The organism is Novosphingobium sp. AAP1 (assembly GCF_001295765.1).
Taxonomy (GTDB): Bacteria; Pseudomonadota; Alphaproteobacteria; order Sphingomonadales; family Sphingomonadaceae; genus Novosphingobium; species Novosphingobium capsulatum.
This window is the reverse complement of sequence record NZ_LJHO01000004.1, coordinates 466,502-478,298: the sequence shown is the minus strand read 5'-3', so window position 1 is coordinate 478,298 and position 11,797 is coordinate 466,502. Positions and strand designations below refer to the sequence as shown.

The 11,797-nt window shown below is 67.1% G+C and carries 14 protein-coding genes and 1 tRNA gene; 8 read left to right on the top strand and 7 right to left on the bottom strand.

The window, feature by feature from the left end:
• Window positions 1–13 precede the first annotated feature (13 nt).
• Window positions 14–910: an ArdC family protein gene (locus tag IP65_RS11845; protein WP_054131890.1), complete on the bottom strand. Its 897-nt coding sequence runs from the start codon at window positions 908–910 to the stop codon at window positions 14–16.
• A gap of 613 nt (window positions 911–1,523) precedes the next feature.
• Between IP65_RS11845 and IP65_RS11840 the strand changes: the two genes are divergently transcribed.
• On the top strand, window positions 1,524–1,733 hold the full coding sequence (locus IP65_RS11840; RefSeq protein ID WP_054131837.1) for an AlpA family transcriptional regulator: 210 nt from the start codon (window positions 1,524–1,526) through the stop codon (window positions 1,731–1,733).
• On the opposite strand, the gene IP65_RS11835 is transcribed toward IP65_RS11840, so the two are convergent.
• Together IP65_RS11835 and IP65_RS11830 are read right to left on the bottom strand one after the other, a co-directional pair.
• Window positions 1,709–2,161, bottom strand: a complete 453-nt coding sequence (locus tag IP65_RS11835; protein ID WP_054131836.1) for an ester cyclase — start codon at window positions 2,159–2,161, stop codon at window positions 1,709–1,711. The genes IP65_RS11840 and IP65_RS11835 overlap by 25 nt on opposite strands.
• On the bottom strand, window positions 2,158–2,736 hold the full coding sequence (locus IP65_RS11830; RefSeq protein WP_054131835.1) for a DUF2239 family protein: 579 nt from the start codon (window positions 2,734–2,736) through the stop codon (window positions 2,158–2,160). Before IP65_RS11830 ends, IP65_RS11835 begins: the two co-directional genes overlap by 4 nt.
• Window positions 2,737–2,839: 103 nt before the next feature.
• Between IP65_RS11830 and IP65_RS11825 the strand changes: the two genes are divergently transcribed.
• A complete protein-coding gene (locus IP65_RS11825) occupies window positions 2,840–3,178 on the top strand; it encodes a GIY-YIG nuclease family protein (protein ID WP_054131834.1) in 339 nt (112 codons plus the stop codon).
• On the opposite strand, the gene IP65_RS11820 is transcribed toward IP65_RS11825, so the two are convergent.
• From IP65_RS11820 to IP65_RS11810, 3 genes are all read right to left on the bottom strand, one after another.
• Window positions 3,126–4,331, bottom strand: coding sequence for a site-specific integrase (locus tag IP65_RS11820; RefSeq protein ID WP_054131833.1), 1,206 nt, complete (start codon window positions 4,329–4,331; stop codon window positions 3,126–3,128). The two genes, IP65_RS11825 and IP65_RS11820, sit on opposite strands and share 53 nt — an antisense overlap.
• Before the next feature lie 158 nt (window positions 4,332–4,489).
• Window positions 4,490–4,576 (bottom strand) — tRNA-Leu (locus IP65_RS11815).
• Between the two features lie 148 nt (window positions 4,577–4,724).
• Entirely contained in the window at window positions 4,725–5,522 is a 798-nt protein-coding gene (locus IP65_RS11810; protein ID WP_054131832.1) for an MJ0042-type zinc finger domain-containing protein, read from the bottom strand.
• Between the two features lie 223 nt (window positions 5,523–5,745).
• Here IP65_RS11810 and ftsE point away from each other — a divergent pair, with 223 nt between their 5' ends.
• The 6 genes from ftsE (at window position 5,746) to thiD (ending at window position 10,878) form a co-directional block, all read left to right on the top strand.
• Window positions 5,746–6,510, top strand: coding sequence for a cell division ATP-binding protein FtsE (gene ftsE / locus IP65_RS11805; RefSeq protein WP_022675169.1), 765 nt, complete (start codon window positions 5,746–5,748; stop codon window positions 6,508–6,510).
• A gap of 13 nt (window positions 6,511–6,523) precedes the next feature.
• Entirely contained in the window at window positions 6,524–7,453 is a 930-nt protein-coding gene (locus tag IP65_RS11800; RefSeq protein WP_054131889.1) for an ABC transporter permease, read from the top strand.
• Between the two features lie 113 nt (window positions 7,454–7,566).
• Window positions 7,567–8,118 (top strand): YdcF family protein, encoded by a 552-nt coding sequence (locus IP65_RS11795; RefSeq protein ID WP_054131831.1) that lies wholly within the window; start codon window positions 7,567–7,569, stop codon window positions 8,116–8,118.
• Complete coding sequence (locus IP65_RS11790) at window positions 8,112–8,831, top strand: 1-acyl-sn-glycerol-3-phosphate acyltransferase (protein ID WP_022675361.1); 720 nt, start codon at window positions 8,112–8,114, stop codon at window positions 8,829–8,831. Before IP65_RS11795 ends, IP65_RS11790 begins: the two co-directional genes overlap by 7 nt.
• Window positions 8,832–8,843: 12 nt before the next feature.
• Entirely contained in the window at window positions 8,844–10,112 is a 1,269-nt protein-coding gene (locus IP65_RS11785) for an NRAMP family divalent metal transporter (RefSeq protein WP_054131830.1), read from the top strand.
• A 10-nt stretch (window positions 10,113–10,122) separates the two neighbouring features.
• A complete protein-coding gene (gene thiD / locus IP65_RS11780; protein ID WP_054131829.1) occupies window positions 10,123–10,878 on the top strand; it encodes a bifunctional hydroxymethylpyrimidine kinase/phosphomethylpyrimidine kinase in 756 nt (251 codons plus the stop codon).
• A 1-nt stretch (window position 10,879) separates the two neighbouring features.
• On the opposite strand, the gene IP65_RS11775 is transcribed toward thiD, so the two are convergent.
• On the bottom strand, window positions 10,880–11,767 hold the full coding sequence (locus IP65_RS11775; RefSeq protein WP_054131828.1) for a TIGR00730 family Rossman fold protein: 888 nt from the start codon (window positions 11,765–11,767) through the stop codon (window positions 10,880–10,882).
• Between the last annotated feature and the right edge of the window lie 30 nt (window positions 11,768–11,797).

Genomic DNA, 11,797 nt, shown 5'->3' with positions numbered 1-11,797 from the left:
GGAAGAGGCGAGCTCACGGCCGGTCCTCCCCATAGGCGAGAAGAAAGTCAGCCGCCTTGCTGGCCGCACTGGCCGCGCGGAAGATCGCCTTCTCGTCGGCGCAAAGCACTTCGAGCCAGGCCCCGATGTAATCGGCATGCCGCACCGTCGGGACAATACCCAGCGCCGCACAGGCAAAGGCACTGGCCATTTCCGCGACAAGTTCCTCTTTTGCATAGGAAGCAGAACCGAACTTGCCGGTCTGGTCCCGGTCCAGCCGGCTCTTGTGGCCGGTGGCATGACCCAGTTCGTGAAGTGCTGTCCGGAACCAGTTGATGGGCTCGAGGAAGGCCGCCTGGGGTGGCACCTGCACCACGTCATGAGTGGGCGAATAGAACGCTTCCCCGCCCCCGATGCGGAAGGTCACCCCGCTGTTCTGGATCACGCGATCGGCGCCGGCAATCGCCAGCTCGGGCGCAATCGGCGCCACCGGGGCAATCATGTCCTCGGGCAGGTCCTCGCACTGATCGAGGTTGAACACGGTAAAGCGCTTGAGAAAGGCCACGGTGCGCGCTTCGCGGTCTTCGTCCCTGGCCTTGGCGGCTTCCTCGCGCGGGGTGAAGCGATCGGCATAGCAGACCACCGTACCCTTCTCGCCGCGCCGGACATGACCCCCGGCTGCTTCGGCCTGGCGATAGGTCAGCCAGCGCTGCGAGGAAAAGCCCTGCTCGATGGCAGAGGTCCAAAGCATGAGAATATTGATCCCCGAATAGATCCGGCCCGAACCGGCATTGTGGGGGAGTGTGCAGGGACAGCGGCTGGCGTCCCAAGGCTGCACCCAGGGCAGGCGCCCGGCTTCGAGTTCGGCAATGATGCGGGAGGTCACCTCGGCATAGAGGGACTGGCGTTCGCTCGTGTTCACCGTGCTCATGATCTTCAAGCTCCTTAAACCGCCATGGCCCGGCGCCGGGGTGGCGGGGGGCGGCAGGAGCGGACCAAGAGCCCCGCATCAGGCGGCGGGGTGCATCCTCCGGGGTCCCCGTTGCGCTTGCGCAATGGGGTGGGCCTTAGGAGCGCAACAGCGTGGAGCACCCGGACCCGCGCAGCGGGCCGGGTTGCACACCGTCGCGGCGGGGCTACAGGGCCGTGACGCCCCCCGTCACCTCGAAGCCGAGGCAGACACCGCCGCGCACCCAAAGCGCGGCGACAATCGGAGGGGAGCCAGAGGCGGACCGACAGGACCGGTCAGCAAGGCCGGACCAAGCGTCAGCGCTCGTACCGGCCATGCCGCCGAGACGGCAGCGCCGGCTCGGCTGGAGCGCAGCGGAAGGAGAGCGCGGTCAGGCCGAGACGGCCTGAGACACAATCTGCACGAGCCTCAGAATTTCTTTTCTCACCCTCGAGTACAATCGGCGGTGCTGGCGTGATCAGGCGTAGATTCAGTGCTTTGACACCGTTTTCGGCACTCTTGACGCCGACCGCAGACCAGCAAATCTCACAGCAAAGGAGCAAAAGAACCAATCACAGCACAGGAGAACCAAGCCATGACCGAACAGCCGCCGGACCGCATCCTGCGTCTCAATGCCGTGCTCAACCGCACCGGCCTGACCCGCGCCACTCTCTACCGCAAAATCCAGGCGGGGACGTTTCCCAAGCAGGTGCGCATCGCCACACGCTGCACCGGCTGGCGGGAATCCGCCATCCGTGAATGGATGCGCAATCCCATGTTCTACGAGGCAGGCGACGTTTCCTGACGCCCGCGTTGCAATTGCTGGTAGACGCCAAGCCGGTCGGTGATCTGCCAATGGCCAGTCAGGCGATCGTCCGCGTCAAACATGTAGACCGTCGCACCAGACATGTGGATCGTCTGGCCCGTGGCCGGAAAGCCCGGCAGATCGGCCGCATGCGTGCCGCGCCACAACCAGGTCATCACCACGCTGTCGCCATCGGCAAACAGGCCCTGGGTGGCAAAGCGCTGATGCGGAAACGCCGCGCGCGATTGCCGGACACGGTCCTTGAAACCGGCGCGATCGAGCGTCTGGCCGTGCCACGGATCGCCGGGATCGTGGTGGATGACATAGGCTTCGGCGATGTAGTCATCAGCCGCATCCACCCGCCCTTCGTCCCAGACCGCTTGAATGAACGCCGCGAGGCACTGCTTGCGCAGGTCACTGCGCATCATGCGGCGGCCTCCCCGCTGGCCAGCATCAGCGCGTAGTCGCGAATGTCCTGCGGCCAAGCCGCCATCCTGGCCGCGAACGCGTCGCCATCATCGGCAAACAGCGCGCGGATCGCCTCTTCGTAGCCTGGCAGATCCCCTGCCAGGGCGGACAGGAACGTGTAAGCACGCTGCTGTGCGCCCTTGCGCTCGGTTCGCCCATGATCGGCCCGCCGTGCTTCGTCGACCAGCCGACGCAGCGCGCCCGAGGCACCGCCGGGCTGCTGCGCCAGCCACTCCCAATGACGCGGCAACAGCGTCACCTCGCGCGGCACGACCCCGAGCTTTGGCCGCCCGCGCCCGCGCGCCGGCTCTGCCTCGCCACCGCCCGGCCGAGCCAGCCGCGCAACGATCTCTGCCGTGGTGCCGCGCAAGTCGAGATCGAGCACGCGTCCGGTGGTGTCGTCGAACACGAGGACAGCGCCGGAATCCTGGGTTTCGGCGGCCTTCACCGCCAAGGCCACATCGATCAGCGCGCCTTGGGCCAGTTTGCGCAGGCCGGCAAAGGCGGTGCACTGCAGGGAGAGTTCTTTCGTCATGCGCCTTTTATAGCCGGATAAATTTATTGCACAATATACCCGGATATAATTGCATGCGCGGCCCAGCGGTCGTACAGAACGCGCGCATCACGAAAGGCAGGACATGACAGAGACCACGCGCAAGGCGGCCGTCACGGCCTACAAGGAGCGCAAGATCGCGGCAGGCATCTATGCCATCCGCTGCGTGGCAAGCGATGAAGTGTGGATCGGCAGCGCGCCGGACCTTTCGACCATCGAGAACCGCCTGTGGTTCACACTGCGCCAGGGCGCCAATCCGCACCGCTCGCTGCAGGAAGCCTGGAACGCGCATGGCAGCGCGGCCTTCACCTTCGACGTAATCGCGCACCTGCGCGACGAAGACGATCCTGGCTATCCACGCCGCACCGCGCTCAGGAATCTTCACCTGCGCTGGCTGGAGCAACTCGGCGGCGCGCGGATCTAGCGACGCCAGAGGCTGCCTCGGCTGCAACCGGTCGCGTCAGGTGCTTGTGCCAGGCCTCCAGCAGCTTGCGCCGCTTGGCCAGCCGGTCGCTGCGCTGGTAGGCACCGACAACGCCAACATCGACCGCGTGACCAAGACAGGCTTCCTTGGTCTCGAAATCCGCCTTGGTGCATTCCTCGGCCCAGGTCCGAAATGTGCTGCGAAACCCGTGCGGCCGCGCGCTCAGTCCAGCGCGATCCATCAGGGCGGTCATCGCCATGTCGGACAGTGGCTTGCCGCGATAGGCCGCAAACAGGTGGCCGGATTGACCCGCCACCAGCGCCTGCGCCTCGGCCACTAGGGGAATGCGGCGACTCTCGTTGGTCTTGGTGCGCTTGGCCGAGAGGCTCCAGACCTCACCCTCGATTTCATCGCTGGTGGCGAGCCGCACTTCGCTGGTGCGGGCCAGAGTCAGCATCAGGAAGCGCAACGCCCGTGCGGCCGTCGTGTCGAGCGTGCCCAGCCACTGGTAGAACTTGGGTGCATCGGCATAAGCCAGGGCGGGAATATGCTCGGTCTCGCGGCGCTGCTTGCCCAGCAGCGCGCGTGCCTTGAGACAGGCCTGGAGATCGACGGCGAGCCCGAGCGCGGCCGCGTGGGTAAAGGTGAGGCTGAGACGGTTGAGCGCCTTGGCCGCCGCTTCGGGCTTGGTGTGCCAGATCGGCGCCAGCAGGTCGCGCAGGGCATGCTGGTCGATGTCCTCGATCGCGCGATCCCCGAGCTTGGGGATGACATGGACGTTGAGCGGGGACAGCCAGCGCCCGGCCGCACCATCGCCTTTGAGCTGGGCCTTGCGCGCTTCGAAACAGCTGGCGATTGCCTGGGCGACTGTCAGGCGCGCGATTACCCGGTTCTGCTGGCGGCGGGCTTCGATCGGACACTGCCCGGCGCGCAAGGTGGCGCGGGCCTCGGCAGCGGCGGCTCTGGCATCGGCGATAGAAACATCGGGCCAGGGCCCCAGGCCCATTTCGCGGCGGCGGCCCTTGAGGAAATAGCGCAGCACCCACTTGCCCCGGGCTCGTTCACGCTTGTGCAGCCACAGGCCCGCGCCGTCACCATAGCGGCCGGGTGGCGCATTGCGCGCGGCGATGTGCGAGAGGATGTGCTGCTTCACCGATCCTTTCCTCAGCGGGGAGAAAAGGGGTGGTTTCAGTCCCCCGTCTGGTCCCCCGTTTTGCGTTCGCTGGGAGGATACACGATGGGTTGCGGTGAGGCAAGAAATGGCTGTTTTCAGCCATTTGGCGATTTCCTGAGCAGCCCTGGGAGGGGTGCTGGTGCGGTCGAGAAGACTCGAACTTCCACGGGCTTTCGCCCACAACGACCTCAACGTTGCGCGTCTACCAATTCCGCCACGACCGCATATCGCATACGGGCTGGCCAAAGGCACATCCCGTCGGGGTAGGAGCGCGCCCCTAGCAGGGGTTTGGGGGGGCTGCAACAGGGCGGTTGCACTTTTTTATCCCCAGCCGGTAGTTGCGGCCCCTGCGTGTGGCGGGGGCCTGCATGCCTATTCCGGTTTCCAGCCGATTTCGGCCGAGCGCGCGCTCTTGGGAACGTCGGTTACCGCCTCGTTGATCGTCACGCTTTCGCCCGGGCGCAGCTTGTCCTTGGGCGGGGCGACGTCCCAGGTATAGACGATGCGGTTCTGCGCGTCGCGCAGCACGATCAGGATCGGCGGCACTTCGCGCAGGTCTTTGCCCACGTTGGTGACGGTGCCGCTCGCGCCGAAATAGGCCGTCCCGTTGCTCAAGGTGCGGCGGTCCTGCCGCGCGGGCGGGAACGAAAGCACCAGATCGGGGCGCCCGTTGCCGAAGGTGGGCCGGTTGACCGGCAACCAATCGGGCAGGCCCAGCCACGAGACCAGGCCGATCATCGCCGCCACGGCCAGAGCAAAGGTAATGCCCGCGGCCGTCCACAGCCGCGCCGGGTTGCGGCGCGGGCGGAACGGGGGCTGGTGTTCGAAGCTCGATACCGGCGAGACGTATTCGGCCGTGGGGGCCTGCGCGCGGGGCGGCTCTGGCCGTGGGGCGGGCGCCGGGGGCGCTTGCTCCTCTACCGCGACTGGCGGCGCCGGTTGCACTGGCGCGGCGGGCGGTGGCGCGGGAGCCAGCGGGGGAGTTGGCGCCGGTTCGGAAGCGGCAGTTTCAGGCGGCGTGGCTTGCTCCGACGGGCGCGGCGGGAGTTCGGGGCCGGCCTGGAACCAGCTGTGCCGGCACTTGGCACAGCGCACGGTACGGCCGTCCACGCCGATCGCACTGTCGGGGACGACATAGCGCGTCGCACAGGCGGGACAGGCGATTATCATAAAACGGTCTAAGCATGCCGAGAGGGGCTGAAACAATAGGGTGCAAGGGGGCAAATCGCCCATGCGCCCTTTTTTCCACATGCATTGACGCGTATAGGCGCCCTTGCCATCGCGCGACGCACCAAACCGCCCATGCGGGACATTGCCAAACGGCCCCCGCGCCGACATGGTAGGCGGGCATGGCGCACGACCAAACACGCGAACGGGGCCCGATCTTTCTGCCATGAACCAAGCCGCCGCCGAGATTGTCCAGTTCGACAATGTCGGGCTGCGGTATGGCGCCGGCCGCGAAGTGCTGGCCGATGTCTCGTTCACGCTCTACCCCGGCTGCTTCTACTTTCTCACCGGCGCCAGCGGCGCGGGCAAGACCAGCCTGCTCAAGCTGCTCTATCTGGCGCAGCGCCCCTCGCGCGGGTTGATCCGCATGTTCGGCACCGATGCCATCACCCTGCCGCGCGAACGCCTGCCCGGCTTTCGCCGCCGCATCGGCGTGGTGTTCCAGGATTTCCGCCTGGTCCCGCACCTTTCGGCGTGGGACAACGTGGCCCTGCCGCTGCGCGTGGCCGGGCAAAGCGAGAAGGACATCGCCAAGCCGGTGTCCGACATGCTCGAATGGGTCGGGCTGGGCGACCGCTTCCAGGCCCGCCCCGCCACACTTTCGGGTGGGGAACAGCAGCGCGTGGCGATCGCGCGGGCCGTCATCGCCCGTCCCGATATCCTGGTGGCCGACGAGCCGACCGGCAACGTCGACCCGGAGATGGCGATCAAGCTGCTGCGCCTGTTCGAAAGCCTCAACCGCCTGGGCACTACGGTGGTGGTCGCGACGCACGACCTGCACCTGATCCGCAAGGTGCCCGATTCGCTGATCATGCGGCTGGACAAGGGCAAGCTGGCCGATCCCACCGGCGCGCTGCGCTATCCCCCGCGCCGTCCGGTCGACACAGGCGGCAATGGCGATGGCCCGATGGGCGATGGTGGCCTGCCATGAAACGGCATACCTCATGAAGCGTTTGGCCAGCGCCCTGCCCCGCACGCTGCGCGCCCTGGGTGGCGAAGGCGAATCCCGCCTGCTGCCCGAGGCGCGCCTGTCGGGCCCGATGCCGTGGGTGATCGCGATCATGATCGCGCTGACCGTGGTGGCCGCGGCCAGCGCGCTGGCGCTGCGCCATGCCGCGCAGGCGGCCAGCGCCGATCTGGAAGGCGGGGTGACGGTGCAGATCGTCTCGGCCGCGCCCGCCCAGCGCCAGCGCCAGGCCGATGCGGCGCTGGCGGTGCTGCGCCACGCTCCCGGCGTGATCAGTGCCACGGCCGTGCCGCAGGACCAGCTCGACGCCTTGGTCGAACCCTGGCTGGGCACCCGTGCGGGCGACGATCTGGACGATCTGCCGATCCCGGCACTGATCGACGTGCGCCTGGCCGGCACGGCCACGCCGGCGCGGCTCGATCTGCTGCGCAAGGCCTTGGCCGCCACGGCCCCGGCGGCGCGGATCGATGCGCAGTCAAGCTGGCTGGCACCGGTGTTCCGCGCCATTGGTGCCTTGCAATGGGCGGCCGGCGGCCTGATCGCGCTGTTCGCCTTTGCCACGGTTTCCGCCGTGCTGCTGGCGTCGCGCAATGCGCTGGGCACCCATCGCGAAACGATCGAGATCGTCCATATGCTGGGCGCCACCGACGTGCAGATCGCGCGGGTGTTCCAGCGTTCCATGGCGACGGACGCAGCGATGGGCGGCTTGGTTGGCCTGCTTGCCGGCGTCGTTACCGTGCTGGGCCTGGCGCGCCAGTTTGCCGCGCTGGGTTCGGGCATGGTCGCGCAAGGCTCGCTCGCCTGGACCGACTGGGTCGCCCTTGCCGGTATTCCCATCGCCGGCGTGCTGCTGGTGATGCTGACAGCCCGACTTACCGTTCTTGCCGCCTTGCGGCGCATGGTATGATCGCGTGACCGTCCCCATATTGCCCCCCATAACGCCCAAGCTATGCAGCAGCCCCCACCCATGACCACACCGCACGCCGGCACGCGCCGCACGATCGTGAGAAAGCCCCGGGCATGAGAAAGCCGCCGGGCCTGTTTCGCCGCATCGGTTCGGCGCTGATCCTGCTGTGGATGCTGGGTTTCCTGTGGTTTGCGTGGTTCCTGCCGCAGCCGGCGCCCGATGGCACGCGCACCGATGGCATCGTGGTGCTGACCGGTGGCGGCGGCCGCATTCCTCGTGCCTTGGCCATGCTGCAGGCCGGCAAGGCGCAGACCCTGCTGGTCAGCGGTGTCGATCGCCAGGTCCGGCCGGCCGAATTTGCCGCCGAATACAAGGTCGATCCCGCGCGACTCGATTGCTGCATCACGCTGGGCTTTGATTCGGTCGATACCCGCTCCAACGCGCACGAGGCCGCCGCCTGGATCGCCCGGCACAAGATCCATTCGGTGCGCCTGGTCACCACCGACTGGCACATGCGCCGCGCCACGTTCGATCTGTGGGTCGTGGCGCCCAAGGGCCTGGTGATCGTGCGCGATGCCGTGCCCTCGCGGCCCAGCCTCAAGATCCTGTTCCTGGAATACAACAAGCTGCTGGCCCGCATGGTGGCGTGGCTGGCAGGATGGTGACAAGCGCCGTGGAAGACCGTTCCCCTACACTTGCCGAAATCGTGCGCAGCCTGGTGTTCTATGCCGCGTTCTATGGCTTTACCGTGCTGCTGCTGCTGGTGTTGGCGATCGTGCTGATCGTGGCGCCGCGCGGCGTCTTTGCCATGGTGCAGGCGTGGACCGGCGTGCACCGCGCGCTGGTGCGCCATGTGCTGGGCATCCGCGTGGAAGTGGTGGGCACGCCGCCGCAGGAAGGCGTGTTCTATGCTCTGCGCCATGAAAGCTTTTTCGAGGCGATCGACCTGCCGCAAGTGCTGCACCGCCCCTGCATCTTTGCCAAGATCGAGTTGATGCGCATTCCCGTGTGGGGCCGCGCCGGCTGGGCCTATGGCCTGATCGGGGTGGAGCGCGAGGCCGGCGCCAAGACGCTGCGTGCCATGCTGACCCATGCCCGCGCCCGCCTGGCCGAAGGGCGCCCCCTGGCGATCTTTCCCGAAGGCACGCGCGTGCCAGTGGGGCAGCGCTATCCGCTGCAATCGGGTTTTGCCGGGATATACAAGTTGTTGTCACTACCGGTGGTTCCGGTGGCGGTGCATAGCGGCGCCCTGTATCACCGCGTGTGGAAGCGACGCGGCACCATTCGCTATGTCATTGGCGAAACCATTCCCCCCGGCCTGCCGCGTGAAGAGATCGAGGCCCGTGTGCTTGACGCCATCACCGCCCCCACTGCCTGAGCGCCGCCACGCATGACCGTGCCGCCAGAACCGGATGCCCCGGCCAAGTCGCTGATGGCCTCGTTGGGCCCTGGCCTGATCACCGGCGCGGCCGATGACGATCCCAGCGGCATCGGCACCTATAGCCAGGTGGGCGCGCAGTTTGGCCACACGCTGACCTGGACCATGCTGTTCAGCTATCCGCTGATGGCCGCAATCCAGGAAATCTGCGCGCGGATCGGCGCCACCACCGGGCGCGGCATTGCCGACAACGTGCGGCGCCACTACCCGCGCTGGCTGCTGCCGGGCGTGATCTGCCTGCTGGTAGTGGCCAACGTCATCAACCTGGGGGCAGACCTTGGCGCGATGGCTGCGGCGCTACACCTGCTGCTGCCCGGGCCGCTGCCGCTCTATACCCTCGGCTTTGCCGTGATCAGCGTGCTGGCCGAAGTGTTCGTGCCCTATGCCCGCTATGCCGGCTGGCTCAAATGGACCACGCTGTCGCTGTTTGCCTATATCGCAGTGCTGATCGTCACCCCGATGGACTGGGGTGACGCGCTCTATCACGTGGTCGTGCCAACGGTGCAGCTTGACCATGCGTTCCTGTCGGGCCTGGTGGCGCTGTTGGGCACCACGATCAGCCCCTACCTGTTTTTCTGGCAGGCCGGGCAAGAGGTGGAAGAATTGCGCCGCCGCCAGGCCCGGCCGCTGCACGATGCCCCGCGCCGCGCCAAGCCGGAATTGCGGCGTATTCGCGCCGATACGCTGCTCGGCATGGGCTTTTCCAACGTTACCGCGCTGGCCATCATCGTGGCGACCGCCGCCACGCTCAACGCCCATGGCATTACCGACATTACCTCGGCCGATCAGGCGGCCATGGCGCTTCGGCCGTTTGCCGGCGATCTGGCCTTTGCACTGTTCGCGCTGGGCATCATCGGCACCGGGCTGCTGGCGGTGCCGGTGCTGGCCGGCTCTGCCGCCTATGCGCTGAGCGAGGCCTTGCGCTGGAACGAAGGGCTCGACCGCGCCCCGCGTGAGGCGCGCGCCTTTTACATTGCCATCGCGCTGGCCACGTTCGCGGGCCTGGCCATCAACGTCATCGGCATCAACCCGATGCGGGCGCTCTATTGGACGGCGGTGATCAATGGCTTGCTCGCCCCGCCGCTGATGGTGGTGACGATGCTGATCGCCCGCAATCCGCGCGCCATGGGTCACCTCGTCATCTCACGCCGCCTGGCGGCCGTGGGCTGGCTGGCCACCGTGGCGATGACGGTGGTGGCCGTCCTGTTCCTGTTTGCGTGAAAGACCCGCGATGACCAGCCCGCCCCCGCGCATCCTGTCCATCGCCGGTTCGGATTCCGGCGGCGGCGCCGGCATCCAGGCCGATATCAAGACCATTACCATGCTGGGTGGCTTTGCCATGACGGCGATCTGCGCGCTGACCGCGCAGAACACGCTGGGCGTCACGGCCGTGGCCGCCACCACGCCCGCGATGGTCGCCGCGCAGATCGATGCCTGCGTCAGCGATATCGGCGTGGACGCGGTCAAGATCGGCATGCTCGGATCGCCACAGATCGCAGCGGTGGTGGCCGATCGACTGGAAGGGCTGGGCGTGCCGGTGGTGTTCGATCCGGTGATGATCGCCACCAGCGGCGCGGCACTGGCCGATGCCGCCACGATCGCCGCGTTCGAACGCCTGATGGCGCTCGCCACGCTGACCACTCCCAACGTGCCGGAACTGGCCGCGCTGGGCGGCGATGCCGCCATGGCGGCGCGGGGCATCGCCTATCTCGCCAAGGGCGGCGATGCCGATGGGCCCGTGGTGGAAGACCGCTTGGTCATTCCCGGCCAGCCGCCACGCCTGTGGCAAGCGCCGCGCATTGCCACGCGCCACAGCCACGGCACGGGCTGCACCCTGTCGAGCGCGATCGCCACCGAACTGGGGCGCGGCGCCAGCCTGGAACAGGCGGTGGACCGCGCCCGCGCCTTTGTCCGCGCGGCCCTGCTGGCCGCACCCGGCCTTGGCGCCGGGCACGGCCCGATGGGCCATCACGCGGTGCGGGGTTAGCTTACTCGCAACCGCAGTCGAGGTCGTAGAACTTGACGATCTCGTTCCAAGCTTCCTCGGCGGTTTCCACCGGCTTGAACAGGTCGAGATCCTCGAAGTTGATCACGCCTTCCTCGGCAATGGCGCGGAAGTTGATCACCTTGTTCCAGTAATCCGCCCCGAACAGCAGCACGGGGATCGGCTTCATCTTGCCGGTCTGGATCAGGGTGAGCAGTTCGAAGAATTCGTCGAACGTGCCAAAGCCGCCGGGGAACACCGCCACGGCGCGCGCGCGCATCAGGAAGTGCATCTTGCGCAGCGCGAAATAGTGGAACTGGAACGACAGGTGCGGCGTCACATAGGGGTTGGGCGCCTGTTCGTGCGGCAGCACGATGTTGAGGCCGATCGAATCCGCGCCCACGTCCACCGCGCCGCGGTTGGCCGCTTCCATGATCGACGGCCCCCCGCCCGAGCAGACCACGAACTGGCGCTTGCCTTCTTCCACGACGCCGCAGGTCGAAGCATAGCGCGCCAGCTTGCGCGCCTCTTCATAATACTTGGCCTTGCCCGCCAGCCGCTCGACCACGGCCTTGCGTTCGGGCGTGGTGGCCGTCGCCAGCGCGGCATCGACGGCTTCGGGCGCGGGAATGCGGGCGGAGCCGTAGATCACCAGGGTAGAGCCGATATCGGCCTCTTCCAGCAGCATTTCTGCCTTGAGCAGTTCCAGCTGGAAGCGCACCGGGCGCAGTTCCTCGCGCAACAGGAAGTCGGTATCGCCAAACGCGAGGCGATAGGCCGGGTCCTGCTGCTGGGGGGTGGTCTTGGGGTGGCTTTGCGCGAACCCGGCTTCCTGCTCGGCCTTGTAGAACTTACGATTGACGAGCTGGTTGTTGATTTCTTCTTCGGTCATTTGCCGCAAAGTGGGCGTGCGCGGCGTGGT

Coding starts and splice junctions, on each gene's coding strand:
- IP65_RS11845 (WP_054131890.1), bottom strand. CDS start 910: ATGAGCACGGTGAACACGAGCGAACGCCAGTCCCTCTATGCCGAGGTG.
- IP65_RS11840 (WP_054131837.1), top strand. CDS start 1,524: ATGACCGAACAGCCGCCGGACCGCATCCTGCGTCTCAATGCCGTGCTC.
- IP65_RS11835 (WP_054131836.1), bottom strand. CDS start 2,161: ATGATGCGCAGTGACCTGCGCAAGCAGTGCCTCGCGGCGTTCATTCAA.
- IP65_RS11830 (WP_054131835.1), bottom strand. CDS start 2,736: ATGACGAAAGAACTCTCCCTGCAGTGCACCGCCTTTGCCGGCCTGCGC.
- IP65_RS11825 (WP_054131834.1), top strand. CDS start 2,840: ATGACAGAGACCACGCGCAAGGCGGCCGTCACGGCCTACAAGGAGCGC.
- IP65_RS11810 (WP_054131832.1), bottom strand. CDS start 5,522: ATGATAATCGCCTGTCCCGCCTGTGCGACGCGCTATGTCGTCCCCGAC.
- ftsE (WP_022675169.1), top strand. CDS start 5,746: ATGAACCAAGCCGCCGCCGAGATTGTCCAGTTCGACAATGTCGGGCTG.
- IP65_RS11800 (WP_054131889.1), top strand. CDS start 6,524: ATGAAGCGTTTGGCCAGCGCCCTGCCCCGCACGCTGCGCGCCCTGGGT.
- IP65_RS11795 (WP_054131831.1), top strand. CDS start 7,567: ATGAGAAAGCCGCCGGGCCTGTTTCGCCGCATCGGTTCGGCGCTGATC.
- IP65_RS11790 (WP_022675361.1), top strand. CDS start 8,112: ATGGTGACAAGCGCCGTGGAAGACCGTTCCCCTACACTTGCCGAAATC.
- IP65_RS11785 (WP_054131830.1), top strand. CDS start 8,844: ATGACCGTGCCGCCAGAACCGGATGCCCCGGCCAAGTCGCTGATGGCC.
- thiD (WP_054131829.1), top strand. CDS start 10,123: ATGACCAGCCCGCCCCCGCGCATCCTGTCCATCGCCGGTTCGGATTCC.
- IP65_RS11775 (WP_054131828.1), bottom strand. CDS start 11,767: ATGACCGAAGAAGAAATCAACAACCAGCTCGTCAATCGTAAGTTCTAC.